Below are 20,671 nucleotides of genomic sequence, written 5' to 3'. Positions count from 1 at the left end.
GGTCCGCGCGGCCGCGCTGGATCGACACCATCCGGCGGCAACGGTGCAGGCGGTCATGTGCTGGTCTCCTCGGCCACGTGCCGCCGAAGCCGTTCGACCTCGGCGACGATGTGTCTGGCTGCCTCGCCGACGGCATGCGCGACGGGCGCGCTCAACCCCGCCCCGTCATCGAAACTGGCGCCTTCGATCGCGTAGACGATGATGGTCGGCGGTGCGGTTCCCAGGGTGCGGGCCAGTTCGATCGCTTCGGCCAGGCCAAGCGCATGGCTCGAGGCGAAAGAGGCGTCGCATGGAAGGGTGTCCACCGCGGTGTCGATGCGATGAATTTTTCCGGGTGTACCCATCGGCGCGGCGGCATCCACGCAGATCAGCGCGTCGAAGCCCACGCAGTCGTCCAGCAGGGCCAGCATGTCACCACTGCGGGCGAGCACCCCGACGTCCGGCGGAAGCCGGCCGGCGAGGGCAGCGGCGACGGCCGCGCCGACACCGTCATCGCCGCGATCGGGGTGGCCGATCCCGGCGACCAGCACCTTGCACGCCCGCCTGTCGGTCGATGCGTTCATCGCCGGTGCACCGCCAGCTTGAGGAAATGGGCCGAGCAGGAAATGCACGGATCGTAGTTGCGGATGCTCTGCTCGCAGCGGTCGCGGATCACCTCGTCGGGCTGGTCCAGCACCGACGAGGCCACCGCGACCAGGTCCGCCTCGATGCTGGGCTGGTTCTGCGAGGTGGGTGGCACGATGCGCGCGGCACGGATGCTGCCGTCTGCCTCGAAATCGTAGCGATGCCAGCAGATGCCGCGCGGCGCCTCGGTGCAGCCGAAGCCGGTGCCGGCGCGGGGCTCCAACGGCACGGCGGCGAGCTCCGGCGGCTCGTAGGCGGCGATCAGGCGCAGCGCTTCCTCGCAGGCGTAGACGATCTCCAGCGCGCGCACCACGATGCTGCGGAACGGGTTGCGGCAAACCGGCCCGAGTCCCACCTCGCCGGCGAGTTGCCGCACCGCGTCCGGCAGGCGGTCGGCGTTGAGCGCATAGCGCGCCAACGGACCGACCAGGTAGGCACCGCGGCGCTTGAGCAACGAATGCAGCGCGGTCGAATGCGCCACATGGCGCTCCTCGAACTCGGTTTCGTAGTCGGCGATGTCGATGTCGATATCCCGATTCGAGACCAGCCGCCCTACGTTGAACGGGTATTCGTCGGGATGGCGCAGCGCCACGAACTCGTAGTCGCGTTCGAACTCCGGGAACGGGAACGTCGCCACCCAGCGCAGCAGGCGCTCGGCCAGGTCGCGGGCCCGCTTGAGGCTCTCGCTCACCGGCTCCAGTTCGGCACGGGAAGGCACCCGATGGAAGCCGCCGGGTTTGACGTTGACCGGGTGGATTTCGCGCCCACCCAGCACGCGCATCAGCTCGTTGCCGGCCTTCTTCAGGGCCAGGCCGTCGCGGACGATGTCGCCGTGTTCCTGCGCCATGCGGATGCCGTCGGGAAAGCCGAGGAAATCGGGAGCGTGCAGCATCACCACATGCAACGCGTGACTCTCGATCCACTCGCCGCAATAGATCAGCCGGCGCAGGTTGCGCAGCTGCCCGCCGACGCTGACGCCGAAGGCGTTCTCGATCGCGTGCACCGCGCTCATCTGGTAAGCGATCGGGCAGATCCCGCAGATGCGCGCGACGATGTCCGGCGTCTCGGCATAACCGCGGCCGCGCAGGAACGCCTCGAAGAAACGCGGCGGCTCGAAGATGCGCAGCTGTGCCGAGGTCACCCGGCCCTCGCCGATCTCCAGGTCCAGCGCGCCCTCCCCTTCGACGCGGGCAAGGTAGTCGACGCGGATCGTCTTAGTCGCCATGACGCTCGCTCTCCTTGCGGAAAGGTTCCGCCGCGGCGTTGAAGGTGCGCAGCGCAAGACGGATGTCCCGCGGCCGGGCGCCCAGTGCCTGCCACTCGCGTGCCAGCGCCGCGGTGTTGGGTGTCTCCATCGGTCCGTAGCAGCCGTAGCAGCCGCGGCGGAACGCCGGGCAGATCGCGCCGCAGCCGGCATGGGTCACCGGCCCCAGGCACGGTGTGCCCTGCACCATCACGCACACGGTGCCGCGGCGTTTGCACTCGATACATACGCTGTGCGCGGCCACCGCCGGCTTGCGCCCGGCCAGGAACGCCGAGATCACCTCCAGCAGCTGGAGCTTGTTGATCGGACAACCATGCAGCTCGAAGTCGACCGGCACGTGCGCGGAAATTGGCGTCGAGGTCGCCAACGTCTGGATATAGTCAGGCGAGGCGTAGACCGCGGCGACGAATTCGTCGACATCGGCAAAGTTGCGCAGCGCCTGGATGCCGCCCGCGGTGGCGCAGGCGCCGATCGTCACCAGGTGGCGGGACTGCCGGCGCACTTCCTGGATGCGCTCGGCATCGTGTGCCGTGGTGATCGAGCCTTCGACCAGCGACAGATCGTAGGGGCCGCTTTCGATGGCGCTCGACGCCTCGGGGAAATTGGCGATCTCGATCGCGTCGGCGAGCGCGAGCAGCTCGTCCTCGCAATCGAGCAGGGAAAGCTGGCAGCCGTCGCAGGAGGCGAATTTCCAGACCGCGAGGCGGGGGCGCTTTTGCACGGCCATCTCACACCTCCCGTGTGGCGAAGATGTCGGCGATGCGGTCGAAGCGCATCACCGGCCCGTCCTTGCAGATGAAGGTGGGACCGAACTGGCAGTGGCCGCACAAGCCGATGGCGCATTTCATATTGCGTTCCATCGATACGTGGATGCGCCCGGTGGGTACGCCGGCGTCACGCAGGGCGCTCACCGTGAAGCGCATCATCACTTCCGGTCCGCAGACCATGGCCACCGTTTCGTGCGGATCGAAAGTGGCCCGGGGGATCAGCGCCGGCACCACCCCGACGTGACCATGCCAGTCGGCATCGGCATGGTCGACGGTCACCTCGAGCTCCACGCCCGGATGCTGGCGCCAGTGCTCCAGCTCGTGCCTGTAGAGCATTTCCGCGGGATGGCGAGTGCCGAACAGGATCACGATCCGGCCATAGCGGTGGCGATGGGCCAGCACCCGCTGGATGGCCGGACGCAGCGGCGCCAGGCCCAGCCCGCCGGCCACGAAGACGATGTCGGCGCCCTCCGCCGCGGCCACCGGCCAGCCGGTGCCGAACGGGCCGCGCAGGCCGATCGACGCGCCCGGTTGAAGTCCGGCGATCGCGGCGCTGACCGCACCGACATCGCGCACGGTGTGCACAAACGCCGAAGGTTCGCCGCGATCGCTGCTGATGCTGATCGCCACCTCACCGACCCCGAACGCGTAGAGCATGTTGAACTGCCCCGGCTCGAACGGCGGACAGGCACCAGCCGGCGGCACCAGCTCCAGCGTGACCGTATCGGACAGCTCGCGCCGCACGCGTGCGACGCGATAGACCCGGGGCACGAAGCTCGCGACGCTCACCTCAGCGCTTCCCGTACACATCGAGGATCTGCAGCTGGGTGTCGTGTAGCCGCTTCACGAATACCGGCAGGAACCGTTTCATCATCTCGTAGCCGAGATGGTGGTCGGCCTCGCACTTTCCGCGCAGGCAGGCAGCGTCGATGCCCAACACCCGGGTCAGTTCCAACGCACGCGCATCGAACATCCACCGGTAGGGAGGAATCAGCCAGGATGCGCCGACGATCTCGCCCACGCCCAGGGTGGTGAAGATCATCGGCGCCCGCCCGGGCGCCGAGACTTCGAGAGCGATCCGGCCGTGGCGGATCAGGAAGAATTCGTCCGCGCTCTCACCCGCGCGAAACAGATACTGACCCGCCTCGAAACGGCGATTGCGGGCGCATCCCGCCACCAGTTGCGCATGCTCGGCAGCAAAGCCGGCAAAGAAGGGATGCTCTTTCAAGAGGGATTCAAGACTGTCCACCCTGCGCCTCCTTCCGGGTCTGGGGCGTTGCCCGGATCGCCGCCGCCTCTTCCGTGATGTCGATGCCCACCGGGCACCAGGTGATGCAGCGGCCGCAGCCGACGCATCCGGAGGTACCGAACTGGTCGATCCAGTGGGCCAGCTTGTGCGTCATCCACTGCCGATAGCGTGCACGAGGGGTGTGCCGCGCGCTGCCGCCGTGGAGGTCGGAAAAATCCATGGTGAAACAGGAGTCCCAGAGCCGCACGCGCTCGGCCGAGTCTCCGGCAAGATCGCCGTGATCCTCCACCGTCGTACAGAAACAGGTCGGGCACACCATCGTGCAGTTGCCGCAGGTCAGGCAACGATCGGCGACCTCGTCCCAGCGCGGGTGCTCCAGGTTGCCTTGCAGCAACTCCTTGATGCCCCCGGTTTCAAGGGTGCGCCCCATCCGGCTCGCGGTACGGGCGACCACGGCCTGTGCGGCGGCAAGCTGGGCGTCTTCCGCGGGCCGATACGGCAGCTGTCCAAGCAGTTCGGCACCGGCCTCGCTGCCGACCTCGACCAGGAATTCATGCTGCTCCGCGCCCAGCAACTCGGTCAGCGCCAGATCGAAGCCGGACTGCGCTTTCGGACCCGTCCGCATGGACACGCAGAAGCAGGTGCCGCCGGCCTCCCCGCAGTTGACGGCAACGATGAAGGCGTTGCGACGACGCTCCCGGTAGCCTTCGTCCGGATAGGGACCATCGCAGAAGACCTTGTCCTGCACGGCCATGGCGTGGATCTCGCACGCGCGCACGCCAATGAAAGCGAACCGGGCGGGCTCCTCGTCGCGGAGGCTGATGGTGAACCCTTCGCCGTCCCGGTGTGCCGTCCACAGCGTTTCGGCCGGCGGATGCAGGAAGCGTTTCCATGAATGCGGACCGACGGCGAAACCGAACAACGCCGGGTCGTCCCGCCGTTTCAGGCGATAGCGCCCCGCCTCCTGCTCGTCCGTCCAGCCGGCCGGCAGATCGGCCAGACCGGTGATCCGGTCGTAGACGATGGCACCATCGCGCACCGTCGGCCCCATGACCCGGTAGTGACGGGCGGCCAGCGCCTCGATCAGCCCCTGCAGGGCTGCCCGGGAGATCACCGCTGTTGCGCCAATGGCCAAGGCCTGCTCCATCCTCTCAGCTCCCATCAACTCGAACGCCGGTCCACCCTTGCTGGCGGCCCCGCCTGCGCGACGCCTGTGCCGGCAGGATCACGGCGCGGCAATCCGGCCACGCTACCGGGACGTGATCCAGTCGCGCGCACGCGCCCTTTCCGTGGTCGGAAAGATCCTCATCTCGCAGGGCATCAGGAACCCGAACGCCCGCATGGTGTTCCTGATCCAGTCGACATCGGTGACCACGGCGATCCGATCCCAGTGACGGCGATGCTGCATGCCCACCTTGATGTCCTCCCACACCGCGCCCGGCTCGATCCCGGTGAAGTCATCGTCGACCTGGTAGTAGACGCGAACCTTGTCGTGCTGCTGCAGTGCCTGTTCGACCCGCGGCATGAGGACCGCCTGGTACTCGTGTGCCGTGACGTGCCCGCGGCAGGCGAAGGCCACCACGTCGTCGGGAAAACCTTGCAGATCTTCGATCACCGGACTTCTCCTCGAATGGCCTCATGCCCCGTTACGGGACATGCGGTGTCGACGTTCATGCACGCGTCGCAACTTTGCCGGGCGCGGCGGCCTGCTCGGCAGCCACCACGTGACGCTTGACGGCAACGAAACTGTCGGGACTCACCGACATCGAGTCGATGCCACAGGTCACCAGAAACTCGGCGAATGACGGATGATCGCTGGGGGCCTGGCCGCACAGACCGACCTTGGCGCCAACGGCATGCGCTTCGTCGATGACATGCCGGATCATCCATTCGACCGCCTCGTCCTGCTCGTCGAACAGCTCGGCCAGCACCTCGGAGTCGCGATCGACGCCCAGGGTGAGCTGGGTCAGGTCGTTGCTGCCGATCGAAAAGCCATCGAAGCGCCGTGCGAATGCCCTGGCCAGGATCACGTTAGATGGGATCTCGCACATCACGTACACCTGCAGGCCGTCCTTGCCGCGTTCGAGCCCGTTGGCCGCCATCACCTCCAGCACCCGGTCCGCCTCCTTCGGCGAGCGGCAGAACGGGATCATCACGATCACGTTGTCGAACCCCAGCTGCTTGCGCAGCAGGCGGATGGCGCGGCACTCGAGGGCGAACCCGTCCCGATACTGCGGGGAGTAGTAACGCGAGGCGCCACGGAAGCCGAGCATCGGGTTCTGTTCCTTCGGCTCGAATTCGGCGCCGCCGATGAGGTTGGCGTATTCGTTGGTCTTGAAGTCGCTCATGCGCACGATCACCGGTGCCGGGTAATGCGCGGCGGCGATCCGCGCCAGGGCACGCGCGAGCCGCTCGACGAAATACGCAGTCTTGTCGGCGTAGCCCGCGGTCAGCTCCGCGATCCGGCGCTTTACCTCCTTGTCGGCAAGTGTCTCGTAGCGGACCAGCGCCATCGGGTGGATCTTGATCTGGTTGTTGATGACAAACTCCATGCGCGCCAGGCCGACGCCGTCGGCGGGCAGGCGCCACCAGCGGAAGGCGGCCGCCGGGTTGGCCATGTTGAGCATGACCTTGGTCCGCGTCGCGGGTATGCCGCGCAGGTCGATGTCCTCGGCCTCGAAATCGGCCAGGCCTTCGTAGACGAAGCCCTCCTCGCCCTCCGCGCAGGAAACCGTCACCGCCTGCCCGTCGTGCAGCACCCGGGTCGCGTTGCCGGTACCGACGACGGCCGGCAGCCCCAGCTCCCGACTGACGATCGCCGCATGCGAGGTGCGGCCGCCGTGGTCGGTCACGATCGCCGCCGCGCGCTTCATGATCGGCACCCAGTCCGGATCTGTGGTTCCGGTGACCAGAACCGCCCCGTCGACGAAACGATCGATCTCCCGGGCGCTCTCCAGCGCGCAGACGGTTCCGCCCGTCACGGCTTCGCCGACACTGAGGCCGGAGGCGAGCGTCCGGCCCTTGCGCTTGATCCGGTAGGTCTTCAGCGCGCCGGCCTCGCGCCGCGACTGCACCGTTTCCGGACGCGCCTGGACAATGAACAGCTCGCCGCTGTTGCCATCTTTGGCCCATTCCATGTCCATCGGTCGGCCGTAGTGCTCTTCGATGATGCAGGCCCAGCGCGCCAGTTGCAGGATCTCCCGTTCGTCGAGAACGAAAGCGGCGCGCTCCGCCTCGGACGTCGGCACGTTCCGGGTCGGTTGATCGCCGTCGTCCGCATAGATCATCTTGCGTGCCTTGCCGCCACGTTTCATCTCGATGATCGGCGACAGTGACGGGTTGGCCAGCAGCGGCTTGAACACCTCGTATTCATCCGGATCGACCGCCCCCTGCACGACGTTCTCGCCGAGCCCCCAGGCGGCATTGATAAGTACCACCTGCTCGAAGCCGGTCTCGGTATCGATCGAGAACATCACCCCCGCACCGCCGGTGTCCGAGCGCACCATGCGCTGGATGCCGATCGACAGCGCCACCTTCAGGTGATCGAATCCTTTGGTCTGGCGATAGCTGATGGCACGGTCGGTGAAGAGCGAGGCGTAGCAACGCCGGCACGCATCGAGCAATGCCTCCTCGCCACGAATGTGCAGGTAGGTTTCCTGCTGTCCGGCAAAGCTGGCGTCGGGCAGGTCTTCGGCGGTCGCGCTCGAGCGCACTGCCACGTCGGCCATCGCCCCGCCGGAGCGCCGGCACAGCTCGTTGTAGTCCGCGGTGATCGCCTCGGCGACTTCCTTCGGCCAGTGGCCACGCAGGAACGCGTTGCGGATGGCCTCACCGGTTTCGGCGAGCGTCGCCTTGCCGTCGCCCAGGTCGGCGAGTGCCGCGGCGATGGCCTCCCTGAGCCCGTTCTCGTCGACGAAACGCCAGTACGCGGTCGCCGTCGTGGCGAATCCGGCCGGCACGCTGATGCCCTTGCCGGCCAGACGGCCCACCATCTCGCCCAGCGAGGCGTTCTTGCCGCCGACCCGCGGCACGTCGTGCTGCCCCAGTTCCTCGAACCAGACCACCAGCGAGGCGTCAGCCTTCATCTCTTCCTCCTGCGCACCGATCCTGCACGGAGTTCAGCCACCGTCGTGCACCGGCACCGATCCGATGGCGCTTGCCTGGTTGCACGCCGCACGGAGCAAGACCGCTTCGACAAGACGGCGAGACAGTCGCGTCATGTCTCGTGTTCGCGTTCGTGCTCATCGCCACCGACGCATGCGCATGCGCATGCCGGTGACCTGCAGCGCCCTGCAGGAATGCCACATCGCCCACCCGCCAGCGCTATCCGCCGACGCGCGAGTACATCGATGCAATGTTTTTCACTGCATCATTCTAGGTTTCGCGGCAACGCGCATATTGATCAGGATCAACAAGCCAGATGATCCGGCAGTGCGAGCGTGAGCGTGCATCATGCGGTTCTCACTGAGCGTCCTGAACGCCGGTCGCCACGGTGTGGCACGCGGCCTCTGCTCCGCCGACCTCAGGAAAGATACTGTCCGCCGTTGACCGGCAGGGTCGTTCCCGTGACGAAGCCCGAGTCGTCATGGACCAGGAACGCCACCGCATGGGCGGTGACGCCCTTGCCTGCGCGACTGCGCTGCTCATGGCGCCAACGCCTCGGCCGTCTCTACGAAGGCAGCGACGCTTGCGTACAGCGAATGCCGATTGTGCTCGAGGTGCATGACATGGGTGCCATCGTCGATGCGTAGGCGCCAACGCAGCGGACTGGCGGTGAAGCGCGCCAGGAAGGCGCTGGCGCCCATGTCGCCTACGACGGCGTCGCAGCTCCCATAGACCACGAAGACCGGCAGGCGCACGTTGGTCGGGTCCTACGAATAATGCCCTCGCTGTGCCGCAACGATGTCCACGTTCGGCCCGTTGGGAATTCGAAGCTGGTCAGCTGGATCACCTTTCACGTGGGGAACCGATGCGAGGTACGCCGCGGCCCACCGGGCTTCGACCGCCGGTTCCAGCAGCGACAGCCCGTCGGGCAGCACGTTCTTGAAGTGCAGCTGGTCCAGCCGCTCGGCGGCAGTCAAGGGAAACCAGGCCCCGGTCGGGGCGTTCTCGTGCTTGCCGCCCGACACGGACACGATCGGTCCGAACAAAGTGAGTGATGCGAGCGCGGCGCTGTCGCGCGCAGCGAAGGTCGCGGCCGGAATCGTGCCCCAGGAATGGGCGATTATGTGCACTTTTGCCATGCCCATCGTACTGTGCAGGTAGTGCACGGCGACAGCGATGTCGTCGACCGCCTCGCGTGCGCCTTCCACCGGCAGGCCAGAGGCGGCCGGCGCGCGCATCGCCGACGGACGGCTCGAGTCGCCGAACCCGCGAAAGTCCAAGCCACAGGCGTAATAGCCGCGGGCGGCCATATAGGCCAACCAGGAGTCGCCGGGCACAAAGGTGTAGCCCGCAGCGAGATCCGTAGGAAAGCTGGAACCATGTACGAACAGCACGCTGCGGTGCGAAGGTCGGGGCGGCGCAATGCAGTGCAAGGCGACCCACTCCTCCGCTGCCCCTGTCGGCAGGCGGACGGTTCGCTCGGCCCCGGCGACGCCCGTGGTAGCCAGCGCCATTGTCAATAGCATCGGAAGCATGTTCGAGTTCCTCTCGATGGGGAAACGCGGTGCATGCTGCGCGATGCGCGACAAGGATGCTTCGTCATTCGGCGAAGTGTGGATGCCCGGGCCCGGTGTGCCGCCTTCCTCGCGTCTGCTGCGCATGATCCCGGGGATTAGTCGGCGGCCCAACCCGTCGCGATACGGGGAATGCAGGCATCCGGTTTGGAGAGGCCGGCGATTACGGACTCACTTGCCTCCATCCCCTTTGCGTCGACCGATCCACAGGCGTTGCGGGCCCGCCCCTTGCTCGGCAAGCTTGTCGCAGGGATTGCGCAGCCGGCAACGATCGATCGACAGGCAGCCACAGCCGATGCAGTCATCGAGCGTGTCGCGCAGCTTCTTCAGTTGCGCCATGCGCTCGTCCAGATCGGCGCGCCATGCAGCGGACAATCGCGCCCAATCGGCACGGGTCGGCGCCGCCGTGGCAGGCAAGGTCGCCAGCGCTGCAGCGATGTCGGTCAATGCAATGCCTACCCGCTGGGCCACGCGGATGAACGCCACGCGCCTCAGCACGTCTCGTGCATAGCGTCGCTGGTTGCCCTGCGTGCGATCGCTGCTGATCAGCCCCTTCGCCTCGTAGAAATGCAGGGCCGATACCGACACGCCCGCGCGACGCGCCACTTCGCCCACGGAGAGGGTTGAAGAAATTCCGGCCTGTTCCAGTCTGGTGTTCATGCATCACCTCTTGACCTCAACTTTACATGAGGTTTTACAGTGCACGTTCAGCCCGACTCGACCCACCTCTCAGCAGGAGTTTCCACCATGACCACCCCTACCCCGGCCAGCCACGCCGCATCGATCTTCCGCATCGACCGTTTCGTCGTGCCCGCCGATGCCTTGCCGGCCTTCATGGAACGATTGCGCTTCACCCAGCGGACCCTGGACACCGTACCGGGCTGCAAGCAGAACCTGCTACTGCAACGGGAGGACCGCCCGGGCGAGATCGACATCATCACCCTGGTCGAGTGGAGCAACGCGGAGGCGATCGCCGCTGCCCGGACCACCATGCAGGAAAGATACGCGGAAGAAGGCTTCGACCCTGCAGCGTTCATCCAGAAGCTTGGCGTGCAGGCCGATATGGGGGTCTATCGCAACGCCTGACGATCGCGAGCGACACTGCCTCGTCCCGGCTGTTCGTCTCGGCTGACCGGTGCGGCGAAACGGCAACCGTTTGGGCTCCTGCGGATGGCGTGGCGAAGTTTGCTGGCGACCGTGGGAAACGTGCGCCGCCCTTCTTTGGAAGAGGGGGCGCAGAGGATGCACACTCAGCCTCGCCTCATCCGTGCCGCAGCTTCAACATAAGAATCACGCAGGACAACAAGCACGTGATCGCATTGGAAAGGATGACTGGCCACGAGCCGATCAAGACGCCATAGGCCAGCCAGCACGCGGCGCCCGAGGTGAACAGCAGGTACATCGCCAGCGAGATGCCGGCCGTGTTGCGGGAACACGCGGTGCGGGTCGCCTGCGGCACGAATGAGATCGTCGTCAGAGCGGCAGCGACATAGCCGACCAGTTCGGACATCAGCCCTGCCGCTCGGCGAACTCGGTTCGCGCGCCCTGCCTCTCGAACGTCACGTTCACCGTGCGACCGATGGCGCGGGTGCGGTGCACGGTGCCCGCAGGAACCACGATGAACTGCCAGGGCGCAAGCTCGACCGTCCGGCGTTCGGCGAAGTCGATCTGCAACCGGCCATCCACAATCAGGAACAGTTCGTCCGAATCCGGGTGACGGTGCCAGCGGTACTCGCCTTCGAACACCGCCATGCGCATGCAGTCGCTGTTGAAGTCCGCGAGCACGTCGTTGACGTAGGGCTCGCTCACGGCCTTCTGCAGCCGGCCGATATCGACAACGGTCAGCTCGGCGAAGCGGGCGGTCTGAGCCGAGTATTCCTCGGCCGATGGATACTGTGAATTCATTTGAATCTCCGGTTCGACGCGCGTTCGAAACCTCAAGCCCGTATTCATCGAGGAAACAAAGGATTTGCAGAATCAGGATGCGTCGGTGCCTTTGCGCAAGAAATGTTGTACCGCCTCGCTCGTCATGTCGTCGCATCGACAGCACCCGCTGTCGAGCAGTGATTCCGCCACGCTGCGGCCTTGCTTGTTCGCGGCACCGACGACCGTGAGCAAGGGGTGGGAAGAAATGCTTGGCGTCATGGGAAGCCTCTGAAGGGGGCAATCCCACGTTGGGATGTGCTTGCGCCGGTATCCTCCGCCGCCTGCTGGCATTTTCCAAATCAATATATTTTGCCGTTACCATCCAAGCCATGGATACCAAGCGCCTGGATCTCAACCTGCTCATTACGCTGGAGACACTGCTGGTGGAGTGCAGCGTGACAAAGGCTGCGTACCGCCTGCATCTGAGTCAGCCTGCCGTGAGTGCCCAGTTGGCACGTCTGAGGCAGGTATTCGACGATCCGCTACTCATTCCGGCGCAGCGGGGGATGACACCGACGGCAAAGGCAATCGAGCTGATCGACCCGCTTCGACAAGCTCTTGACCAAGTCCGTGGCACCTTGGCGGCGCATCGCAACATCGACCCGTCCACGGCAGAGCTGACGTTCTCGGTTGCGTGCACGGATTACCTGCAGGCTGCAGTGGTCATGCCGCTCATCACGGAGCTGCAGCGGCGGGCGCCCAAGGTCCGCGTCGCGATTCGGTACCTCGACCCGCGCGAGCTGGAAGGGCAGATGGCGCGAGGCGATGTCGACCTGGCGCTCATGACGCCTCACGTGGCGCCGCCAAGTCTGAGAACGCGACATCTGTTCGACGAACGCTATGTGCTGATTGGTCGGACCCATCACCCACGACTGCGCAAGGGCATGTCTGTCAAGCAATTTGCACAGCTCGATTATGTGGTGGTTTCCCTTGGCGGCGGTGCCTTCGAGACCCCGGTGGACGACGTTCTGACTGCCCTTGGGCACAAGCGCAACGTCGTGGTGTCGGCGGCTTCATTCCTGCTGGTTCCGGAACTCGTGGCGCACTCGGATTTCGTGGCGCTCGTTCCCGAGCGGCTGGTTCACCAGCGGCAAAACATCGAGCAGTTCGAATGTCCATTCCCTGTGGAGGGTTTCCCCATTGCCATGGTCTGGCACGAACGTAGTCACGGGCACAGCGGACTGCGCTGGATTCGAGAGGTTTTGGTTGCCATGGCCAGCGAACGTCCCATTTGACTTCCCCGTCCCGGTGGCCAAGGTTGACAACATGACTTGCCATGCCCTGCCCGGTTCAATCGCGGTGAGCCGATCGCCCACGCCGAGCTTGCCGAAAGTGTCAGCCAGTTGATGCCGGGCTTCCGTCAGATGGGTCCAGTCCTCTTTTTGAAACAAATGGTTATGGATTTCAGCTTGGTCCACGGCTAGCGCTACGTCATAGACGATCACCAGCAACGAGCTTTTCCTGGCTGGCCGCTACGGGATGAGTACGGCCGCGCCGTCGAAGCGCCCGGCGCGCAAATCGGCCAGCGCCTGATTGGCCTGTTCGAGTGGATACGGCGTCGTTCGGGTGACCACGCCGATCCCGGGGGCCAGACGCAGAAAGTCGATGCCGTCCTGCCGGGTCAGATTGGCAACGGAAAGCAGCTCGCGCTCTTCCCACAACAGTTCATACGGGAAGCTGGGAATGTCACTCATGTGGATGCCGGCGCAGACGACGCGACCGCCCTTGCGCACGGCTTTCAGAGCGGTCGGTATCAGATCGCCGGCGGTGGCGAAGATGATCGCCACATCGAGCGGCTCCGGTGAGGGTTCGTCGGAGCCGCCGGCCCAGACAGCGCCAAGTTGCCTGGCAAACGCTTGCGTGCCGCTGTCGCCGGCGCGCGTGAACGCGAACACCGACCGGCCCTGCCACCGTGCGACCTGCGCCACGATATGCGCGGCGGCACCGAACCCGTACAACCCCAGCTTTTTCCCTTCGCCACCCATGACCAGCGCACGCCAGCCGATCAGGCCGGCGCACAGCAACGGGGCCAGCGATTCATCGCTCCCGGTCTCGCCCAGCGGAAACACGTAGCGCGCATCGGCAATCGCCGCGGTGGCGAAGCCGCCATCGCGCGTATAGCCGGTGAACAGCGGGGAGTCGCAAAGGTTCTCGCGGTGCTCGATGCAATAAGGGCACACGCCACAGGTGTGGCCCAACCATGGAATGCCGACCCGCTCGCCCAGCGCCAGTCCGTCGACGTCCGGCCCGATCGCATCGATGCGCCCCACGATCTCGTGACCGGGAATGATCGGCACCCGTGGATCGGGCAACTCGCCGTCAACCACATGCAGATCCGTGCGGCACACGCCGCAGGCAGTCACCCTGACGCGTACCTCGCCCGCCCCGGGCTGGCGATCCGGCAGTTCGGTCCATGCCAGCGGGCTGCCGACCGCGTTGAGTACCATGGCATGCATGCGGTTCTCCCCGAGCTTCTTGAACGCCGGTCGCCGCGGTGTGACGCGCGGCCCCTGTTCCGCCGGGCTCAGGAAAGATACTGTCCGCCGTTGACCGACAGGGTCGTTCCCGTGATGAAGCCCGAGTCGTCATGGACCAGGAACGCCACCGCATGGGCGACTTCCTCGCAGCGGGCGAGCCGGCCCACCGGAATCTGCGCCACGATGCGCTCCATCAACGCAGGGTCCACCTTGGCGACCATGTCGGTGGCGGTATAGCCCGGTGCCACCGCGTTGACGGTGACGCCCTTGCATGCCGACTCCAGCGCCAGCGCCTTGGTAAAACCGATCATGCCGGCCTTCGCTGCGGAGTAATTGGTCTGGCCGAACTGACCCTTCTGACCGTTGACGGAAGTGATATTGATGATGCGTCCCCAACCGCGCAGGCGCAGACCGTCGATGACGGCGCGGCTCATGTTGAAGCAGGACGAAAGATCATCGTCGAGCACCGTGCGCCACTGTTCCGGCGTCATCTTGTGCAGCATCGCATCCCGGGTCACTCCGGCATTGTTGACAAGAATCTCCACCGGCTGCCCGGCGTCACGCTCGACTTCCCTGACGCCCTGTTCGCAGGCGTCGAAATCGGCCACGTCCCATTTGTAGGCGGGAATACCGTGATCCCGGGTGAATGCCTGTGCGGCGGCATCGTTGCCGTGGTAGGTCACGACGGCACGATAGCCGTCGCGGCTCAGTCGCTGCGCAATGGCGGCCCCGATGCCACGCGTGCCACCGGTGATCAAAGCCAGCTTGCCCATCAGCATGTCTCCTTGGCTACGAGCATGTTCGTGAAATGGAACCCGGCGCTGAATGTTCGTTCCATGGACCCGGCCAGCGAGACGGGAGTACCGACACCGGTCTTTCCGTGACGCATCAAAGATAGAACCCGCACCGAGGCGGCTTATTGAGCTGGATCAATAATCCTCGTTGCCGGCGGCGCTAGATTGCCCGTCCCGAGGCTTCGCGACTCCCCCGCCCTCACCGCCCTCGCAAGCCGGCACCGGCTGGATGAGCGAGTGCGCAAGGAAAACCGGCAGACCGGCAGTATCCGCTGCCGTGGCGGTCGTCCCGATCCATCGCACGACAGGCATTCGAGCATGACCATGCGCAGAACAGCGGTAACCCGGCCCAATCTCAATGTTCCCTTTTTCTGGCCGGTCAATCTCGCGGCGGACATGGCCGAACAGGGACTGGACATGGTGGCGCGCAACGTCAGGTTCCTGGGCGAGGAGATGCGCATGCACGGCGGCATCAAGCCCCGGCTGGCCACGGCCCATGAGGTTTGCCTGAAACTGCGTACGCTGGATCTGTGCGATTACTCGGCGGCGAATGCAGCAGGCATGCCCACCCTGGTCGACGCGCCCTACGCGGGGCATACATCGATGATCGCCGACTACCACGAAGGCCAGAGCCTGATGCAGACCCTGCTCGGCCACGGCGTCGAACGGCTGTTCCTGACCGACTGGCATTCGGCCACGCCGGACATGAAGGATCTGGAAGTCGACCAATACCTGGCCGAACTGCTGGCCTGCGTCGACGACCTCGGCGGCCGGGTCAACCTGATCGGCCTGTGCCAGGGTGGCTGGATGGCGAGCATGCTGGCGGCACGCTATCCGCACAAGGTGGCGAGCCTCGTGCTCGCCGGCGCGCCCATCGACACGCATGCCGGCAACGGCCCGCTGGTGGGCATGGTCAGGCACAGCCCGATGGCTTTCTACGAGGATCTGGTGGCCAGCGGCGACGGGCTGATGCTGGGCAAGTACATGCTTGCCGGCTGGAAGAACATGCACCCCGGGCAACATTACGTGCAGGATCACATCGATTTGTACGAGCACATCGACGACCCGGCATGGCTTGCCAAGACCGAGGCATTCGAGCGCTGGTACGAGAACCCGCTGGACCTGCCCGGGCGCTGGTACCTCCAGGTGATCGACCAGCTCTTCAAGCGCAACCTGCTGGCCAGGGGCGATTACGTGGCGCTGGGACGCAAGCTGGACCTGAAGGCGATCACCTGCCCGCTGTACCTGCTGGCCGGCGAGGACGACGACATCACCAGCCACGAGCAGGTATTCGCCGCGGAAAGACTGATGGGCACGCCGTCCGCCCACGTCCGCAAGCAGATGGTGCCGGGTGGCCATGTCGGCCTGTTCATGGGTGCCCGCACGCTGACCGATGTCTGGCCCGGCATCGCCGCCTGGGTGGCCGGCCAGTCGGGGAGTTGACCCCGGGCGACCGCGTCACTCGGCCGGCAGGCCCGAGATGCCGAAGTCGATCACGATGCCATCCGCACCGCGCTGCCGATAGGTAACCATCAGGTGGTCACCCAGGCGGTCGCGCAGCTGGGCGATCAGCGGAATCGGGTCGTGATCATTCACGAAGCGCATCGTTTCACCGGAGCGCAGGACACCGATGGCACCGAAGATCGCCGAATGACGGAAGCGCCGCGAGACGCCACGGGCGTCGAACAGATGGACGTTGGGTTCGGTGGGGATTTCCAGGGACATGGCGGTAACAGGCATTGAGAAGGGAGCCTCGAACATACGCCGCCTGCCCTGCCGCACACTGACCTGGATCAGATGACAGCCATCGTGCACGCGAACGTTCAGCGACGCCCTGTTCTTCCGCCGAGTCCGTGGAAATGCGAGGGTGGCGCCAGTTGTGCGCGTACGACCTCGAACAGCGGGTTGGCCAGCGTCGGCTCCCGCAGATGCCGGCTGACGGCGGCCGCGGCCAGTTGTGTCACTTCCATCGGCAGCGGTGGCGCGCCCTGGGGCCAGAACGCGAGTTCCAGGGCACCCAGGCGATCCGCGCCATCCATGTGCGGCAGCATGTCTCCATAGACCGCGGAGCGCAGATCATTTTTCGCATCGCCCTGGTCGGGCGCGATCATCACCCGGACGGCACGCTGGCTGGAAGCCTTCAGGTAGGTGTCGTAGGCCGTCAGACAGCCGGAGAACAGCGAACGGTAGCGCACCGCGTCGGAGCCCTGGCGCTGGCTGACCTCATGCTCCACCACGGCGATCGCGAACCGCACCGGCAAGCGACCGATCAGGGTCGCCAGCGTGCTCTCGGCGGCACCCAGCTCACGCTGAAGCGGCCGACTGAGCTGCGGCGCCACGTCTTGCACCCAAGATGTCCCTGCCACTGCGCTGGCCATCGACAAACCGCCCCGCACGCTGCGCATCGCTGCGTGGGCTTCGCTGAGCGTTGCCCATGCAGCCGAGATCGTGGGCCAGCACAGCACCTGCACGAATACGTTTTCCACCGCCGATTCGCCCAGGAAGGCGACCTGCTCCGGACCCAGTCCGGTCAGGGTCGGTGGCGAGGCCTTTCCGGGGGCTGCGCCCCTGCGCTCCGACGTCCGGGCACTCTTATCGTGCACGGCCATGTGGCCTCCCCGACGTCGGTATCGACAATTCGGCAGGGTCGTCCTCGGGGTGCCAGGGGCGCCCCAGCCGGCGTTCGATGTACTCCCGGATCAACCGGCGCACGACCTGCGATGACGTCGCGTCTTCCCCGGCACACAGACGCTCGAAGACCGCCTTCTTGCGCGGATCGATCAGGATGGTCAGGCGGGCGGTGCGATTTTCGATTGGCATATGAGTATCATCAGCCTTACACTTTGATCAACTTCAATGATAATACGATTATCATGATAATTGCACCGGCAGCGCGAATGGGCCGCGGCATCCCATGGGTGTCGCCAGAATGAGCGGATGGGCGGGCATGTCTCCGCTCACCGCGCTGCTGGGCCTTGTCGCCGCCTGGCTGGTGGTCGGCGTGCTGGGACTTGCGCAGCCCCAGCGCATGGGCTGGGTGGCCCGCACGCTGTTTCCCCTCGGTGCGCTGATCGCGCTGGGCGTCGCGCTGATCGGGTTGTTCGCGTTGTCCGACGGATTCGCGGTGGAACACGCGGTATTGCCCCTCGGGCTGCCGGACTTGCCGTTCCATCTCCGCCTCGATGCCCTGTCGGGATTCTTCGTGTTCCTGCTCGGTGCCGTGGGCGCCGGCATATCGGTATTCGCGGCCGGCTATTTCCGTGCCGGCGAAGGCACTTCGCCGGGCCTGCTCTGCCTGCAGTACCACACGTTTCTGGCCAGCATGACGATGGTCGTCCTCGCCGACGACGCCTACCTATTCATGGTGGCGTGGGAGACGATGGCGCTCAGCTCGTACTTCCTGGTGACGACCCAGCACCGCATCCCGGAAATCCAGCGCGCCGGCTTCCTGTACCTGCTGATGGCGCACGTGGGAGCACTGGCGCTGTTGCTTTGCTTCGGCGTGTTGCATGGCGGCAGCTGGCTGATGACGTTCGACTCGATGCGTGCCGCCACGCTCTCGCCGGGCTGGGCCGGGGCGGCCTTCCTGCTGGCCTTGTTCGGTTTCGGCGCCAAGGCCGGGCTGGTGCCCCTGCACGTGTGGCTGCCGGAAGCGCACCCGGCCGCGCCATCGCCGGTGTCCGCCATGATGAGCGGACTGATGCTCAAGGTAGCGATATACGGCATGCTGCGGATCAGCTTCGACCTGCTCCACGCCGGTCCCTGGTGGTGGGGCATGCTGACCCTGGCGCTGGGACTGGGCACGGCGCTGTTCGGTGCGGTGTTCGCCGCGGTGCAGACCGACATGAAGCGGCTGCTGGCCTATTCCTCGATCGAGAACGTCGGCCTGATCTTCGCCGCCATCGGCCTGGCGCTGCTGTGCTACGCGTTCGAGATGCGCCTGCTGGCCGCGCTGGCACTCACCGCGGCGTTGTTGCACGCGCTCAATCACGCACTGTTCAAGAGCCTGCTGTTCCTCGCCACGGGATCGGTACTGCACGCCACCCACGAGCGCAGCCTGGGCAAACTCGGCGGGCTGATCCGCCGGATGCCCTGGGTCGCCACGCTGGCCCTGGTCGGCACCCTGGCCCTGGCCGGGTTGCCGCCGCTCAACGGATTCGTTTCCGAGTGGCTGCTGCTGCAGGCGTTCCTGTCGACGCCATCCATCCCGCATGCGTTCGTGAACATGATCGTGCCACTGGGGGCGGCGCTGGTGGCCCTGACCGCGGCGCTCGCCGGCTACGTGATGGTCAAGTTCTACGGCGTGATCTTTCTGGGCCAGCCGCGTGAACCATCGCTGATGCAGGCCCACGACGCCGGCTGGCTCGAACGCGCGGGACTCGCCTGGCTGGCGTTGGGGTGCATCCTCATCGGCGTATTCCCGCAATACGCGCTGGATGCCGCCGCCGCCGTGACCCGGGGGCTGGTCGGCACCGTGATCCAGCGCGGACCGGCGCCATGGTGGATCGCCCCGGTGGCACAGACGCAGGCTTCCTACAGCGGCCTGTGGCTGTTGCTGGGCATGGCCGGCGTGATCGCCGTGATGTTCGTGCTGGTGCGGCGGCTGTATCACGGCCGGGTACGCCGCACGCCGCCGTGGAATTGCGGCTACCCCGCGCTGACGCCGCGCATGCAGGACACCGCCGAAGGATTCGGCCAGCCGATCCGGCACATGTTCGGGCCGTTCTTCCGCATGGAGCGCGAGGTTCCCTCGCCGGACGACCAGGCCCCGCGCTACCGCATCCAGATCGAGGACCGGTTCTGGCACGGGCTCTATCTTCCGCTCGCGCGCGCTGTCGCCTGGCTGGCCGATGCGCTTTCCATGCTTCAGCGTGGCCGTCTGGCCATCTATCTGCTGTACAGCTTCCTGACCCTGATCGTGTTGCTGGTGTTCGTCCTGTGAACGCGCTCGCGCTTGTCAGCCAGCTGGGCGGCGCCGTGCTCGCGGTGGCGCTGGCGCCCGTGATGGCGGGCTGGATCGCGCAATGCCGGGCCTGGCTGCAGAACCGCTCGGCCCCGCCCCTGCTCCAGCCCTATCGCAGCTTGCGCAAGCTGTTCCGCAAGGATGCCGCGCTGGCCACGCATGCCTCGCCCTTGTTCCGCGCCACGCCCTACATCGTGTTTGGCACGATGGCGATGGCGGCGGCGATCATTCCCTCGGTGACGACGGACCTGCCGATGGCACGGGTGGCCGACGCGATCGCGCTGGTCGGCCTGTTCGCGACGGCCCGCGTGTTCATCGCGCTGGCCGCGATGGACATCGGCACGGTCTTCGGCAGCATGGGCGCACGACGCGAGATGATGATCGGCTTTCTCGCCGAGCCGGCGTTGCTGATGGTGCTGTTCAACGCCTTCCTGATGTTCGGCAGCACGGCGTTGCCGACCGTGGTGGAAGGTACCTTGAACGCCAGCGGGCTGACGCTGCACCCGAGCCTCGCGTTCGCCGGCGTGGCTTTCGTGATGGTGCTGCTGGCGGAAAACGCCCGCATCCCGATCGACAACCCGGCCACTCACCTCGAAGTGACCATGATCCACGAGGCGATGTTGCTGGAGTATTCGGCGCGCCACCTGGCACTGATCGAGTGGGCGTCCTGGCTGAAGTTGTTCAACTACGCGTGCATCGGCTTCGCACTGTTCGTGCCGTGGGGGATCGCCCTGCACACGTCCGGCCCGCTGCCGCTGCTGCTCGCCGTCGCCTGGCTGGTCGGCAAGCTGGCCATCGCCGGCGCGGTGCTGGCGGTGATCGAGACCGTCTCGGCCAAGTTGCGCATCTTCCGCGCACCGGAGTTCCTCAGCATGGCGTTCCTGCTGGCCGTGCTGGGCGTGCTCGTCCATCTGCTGCTGCGGTCCTGA

Annotated in this window: 23 protein-coding genes; 5 read left to right on the top strand and 18 right to left on the bottom strand. The window is 65.9% G+C overall.

From position 1 onward, the window contains the following. Positions 1–53: 53 nt before the first annotated feature. The 11 genes from ACFPPA_RS08695 to soxR all read right to left on the bottom strand — a co-directional run bounded on the left by ACFPPA_RS08695 (position 54) and on the right by soxR (position 10,242). The gene (locus ACFPPA_RS08695; RefSeq protein ID WP_377319260.1) at positions 54–563 is read right to left on the bottom strand and encodes a hydrogenase maturation protease; all 510 of its coding nucleotides are present in this window, start codon (positions 561–563) and stop codon (positions 54–56) included. Continuing rightward, positions 560–1,849 (bottom strand): Ni/Fe hydrogenase subunit alpha, encoded by a 1,290-nt coding sequence (locus tag ACFPPA_RS08690; RefSeq protein WP_377319258.1) that lies wholly within the window; start codon positions 1,847–1,849, stop codon positions 560–562. Before ACFPPA_RS08690 ends, ACFPPA_RS08695 begins: the two co-directional genes overlap by 4 nt. Then, a complete protein-coding gene (locus tag ACFPPA_RS08685; protein ID WP_377319256.1) occupies positions 1,839–2,615 on the bottom strand; it encodes an NADH-quinone oxidoreductase subunit B family protein in 777 nt (258 codons plus the stop codon). Before ACFPPA_RS08685 ends, ACFPPA_RS08690 begins: the two co-directional genes overlap by 11 nt. A 1-nt stretch (position 2,616) precedes the next feature. After that, the gene (locus ACFPPA_RS08680) at positions 2,617–3,444 is read right to left on the bottom strand and encodes an FAD/NAD(P)-binding protein (protein ID WP_377319254.1); all 828 of its coding nucleotides are present in this window, start codon (positions 3,442–3,444) and stop codon (positions 2,617–2,619) included. Between the two features lies 1 nt (position 3,445). Next, entirely contained in the window at positions 3,446–3,904 is a 459-nt protein-coding gene (locus tag ACFPPA_RS08675) for a cyclic nucleotide-binding domain-containing protein (RefSeq protein ID WP_377319252.1), read from the bottom strand. Continuing rightward, positions 3,891–5,051, bottom strand: coding sequence for a 4Fe-4S dicluster domain-containing protein (locus ACFPPA_RS08670; protein ID WP_377319250.1), 1,161 nt, complete (start codon positions 5,049–5,051; stop codon positions 3,891–3,893). Before ACFPPA_RS08670 ends, ACFPPA_RS08675 begins: the two co-directional genes overlap by 14 nt. A 102-nt stretch (positions 5,052–5,153) precedes the next feature. Beyond that, positions 5,154–5,519: a SpoIIAA family protein gene (locus ACFPPA_RS08665; protein ID WP_377319248.1), complete on the bottom strand. Its 366-nt coding sequence runs from the start codon at positions 5,517–5,519 to the stop codon at positions 5,154–5,156. Positions 5,520–5,574: 55 nt separating this feature from the next. Further along, the gene (gene ppsA / locus ACFPPA_RS08660; RefSeq protein ID WP_377319246.1) at positions 5,575–7,989 is read right to left on the bottom strand and encodes a phosphoenolpyruvate synthase; all 2,415 of its coding nucleotides are present in this window, start codon (positions 7,987–7,989) and stop codon (positions 5,575–5,577) included. 558 nt (positions 7,990–8,547) lie between these two features. Next, positions 8,548–8,763 carry a hypothetical protein gene (locus ACFPPA_RS08655; RefSeq protein WP_377319244.1) on the bottom strand — a complete coding sequence of 72 codons (216 nt, stop codon included), beginning with the start codon at positions 8,761–8,763 and terminating at the stop codon, positions 8,548–8,550. A gap of 12 nt (positions 8,764–8,775) precedes the next feature. Then, entirely contained in the window at positions 8,776–9,669 is an 894-nt protein-coding gene (locus tag ACFPPA_RS08650) for an alpha/beta hydrolase (RefSeq protein ID WP_377319242.1), read from the bottom strand. Between the two features lie 84 nt (positions 9,670–9,753). Next, the gene (soxR, locus tag ACFPPA_RS08645; RefSeq protein ID WP_377319240.1) at positions 9,754–10,242 is read right to left on the bottom strand and encodes a redox-sensitive transcriptional activator SoxR; all 489 of its coding nucleotides are present in this window, start codon (positions 10,240–10,242) and stop codon (positions 9,754–9,756) included. Positions 10,243–10,329: 87 nt separating this feature from the next. On the opposite strand from soxR, the gene ACFPPA_RS08640 reads away from it, so the two are divergent. After that, on the top strand, positions 10,330–10,668 hold the full coding sequence (locus ACFPPA_RS08640; RefSeq protein WP_377319238.1) for an antibiotic biosynthesis monooxygenase family protein: 339 nt from the start codon (positions 10,330–10,332) through the stop codon (positions 10,666–10,668). A 175-nt stretch (positions 10,669–10,843) separates the two neighbouring features. Here the strand turns inward: ACFPPA_RS08640 and ACFPPA_RS08635 are convergent, their stop codons facing one another. Continuing rightward, positions 10,844–11,092, bottom strand: a complete 249-nt coding sequence (locus tag ACFPPA_RS08635) for a SemiSWEET transporter (protein ID WP_377319236.1) — start codon at positions 11,090–11,092, stop codon at positions 10,844–10,846. Beyond that, complete coding sequence (locus ACFPPA_RS08630; RefSeq protein WP_377319234.1) at positions 11,092–11,535, bottom strand: cupin domain-containing protein; 444 nt, start codon at positions 11,533–11,535, stop codon at positions 11,092–11,094. The genes ACFPPA_RS08635 and ACFPPA_RS08630 overlap by 1 nt, the downstream gene beginning before the upstream one ends. Before the next feature lie 302 nt (positions 11,536–11,837). On the opposite strand from ACFPPA_RS08630, the gene ACFPPA_RS08625 reads away from it, so the two are divergent. Further along, positions 11,838–12,743, top strand: a complete 906-nt coding sequence (locus tag ACFPPA_RS08625; RefSeq protein ID WP_377319232.1) for a LysR family transcriptional regulator — start codon at positions 11,838–11,840, stop codon at positions 12,741–12,743. Positions 12,744–12,980: 237 nt separating this feature from the next. On the opposite strand, the gene ACFPPA_RS08620 is transcribed toward ACFPPA_RS08625, so the two are convergent. Then, positions 12,981–13,964 carry a zinc-dependent alcohol dehydrogenase family protein gene (locus tag ACFPPA_RS08620; protein ID WP_377319230.1) on the bottom strand — a complete coding sequence of 328 codons (984 nt, stop codon included), beginning with the start codon at positions 13,962–13,964 and terminating at the stop codon, positions 12,981–12,983. A 68-nt stretch (positions 13,965–14,032) separates the two neighbouring features. After that, positions 14,033–14,761 (bottom strand): acetoacetyl-CoA reductase, encoded by a 729-nt coding sequence (gene phbB, locus ACFPPA_RS08615; RefSeq protein WP_377319467.1) that lies wholly within the window; start codon positions 14,759–14,761, stop codon positions 14,033–14,035. A gap of 336 nt (positions 14,762–15,097) precedes the next feature. Between phbB and ACFPPA_RS08610 the strand changes: the two genes are divergently transcribed. Beyond that, on the top strand, positions 15,098–16,222 hold the full coding sequence (locus tag ACFPPA_RS08610) for an alpha/beta fold hydrolase (RefSeq protein ID WP_377319228.1): 1,125 nt from the start codon (positions 15,098–15,100) through the stop codon (positions 16,220–16,222). Between the two features lie 15 nt (positions 16,223–16,237). Here ACFPPA_RS08610 and ACFPPA_RS08605 read toward each other — a convergent pair whose 3' ends face one another. From ACFPPA_RS08605 to ACFPPA_RS08595, 3 genes are all read right to left on the bottom strand, one after another. After that, entirely contained in the window at positions 16,238–16,504 is a 267-nt protein-coding gene (locus ACFPPA_RS08605; protein ID WP_377319226.1) for a DUF2249 domain-containing protein, read from the bottom strand. Between the two features lie 98 nt (positions 16,505–16,602). Further along, positions 16,603–17,388, bottom strand: a complete 786-nt coding sequence (locus tag ACFPPA_RS08600; protein ID WP_377319224.1) for a hypothetical protein — start codon at positions 17,386–17,388, stop codon at positions 16,603–16,605. Then, positions 17,372–17,599 carry a ribbon-helix-helix protein, CopG family gene (locus ACFPPA_RS08595; protein ID WP_377319222.1) on the bottom strand — a complete coding sequence of 76 codons (228 nt, stop codon included), beginning with the start codon at positions 17,597–17,599 and terminating at the stop codon, positions 17,372–17,374. The genes ACFPPA_RS08600 and ACFPPA_RS08595 overlap by 17 nt, the downstream gene beginning before the upstream one ends. 127 nt (positions 17,600–17,726) lie before the next feature. Between ACFPPA_RS08595 and hyfB the strand changes: the two genes are divergently transcribed. Both hyfB and ACFPPA_RS08585 read left to right on the top strand, forming a co-directional pair. Beyond that, the gene (gene hyfB / locus ACFPPA_RS08590) at positions 17,727–19,721 is read left to right on the top strand and encodes a hydrogenase 4 subunit B (protein WP_377319220.1); all 1,995 of its coding nucleotides are present in this window, start codon (positions 17,727–17,729) and stop codon (positions 19,719–19,721) included. Then, positions 19,718–20,671: a respiratory chain complex I subunit 1 family protein gene (locus ACFPPA_RS08585; protein ID WP_377319218.1), complete on the top strand. Its 954-nt coding sequence runs from the start codon at positions 19,718–19,720 to the stop codon at positions 20,669–20,671. Before hyfB ends, ACFPPA_RS08585 begins: the two co-directional genes overlap by 4 nt.

The organism is Rhodanobacter ginsengisoli (assembly GCF_042657065.1).
In the GTDB taxonomy this organism is placed as follows: Bacteria; Pseudomonadota; Gammaproteobacteria; order Xanthomonadales; family Rhodanobacteraceae; genus Rhodanobacter; species Rhodanobacter ginsengisoli.
Note: the sequence above shows the minus strand (reverse complement) of the source record. Positions and strands in the feature narration are given on the sequence as shown.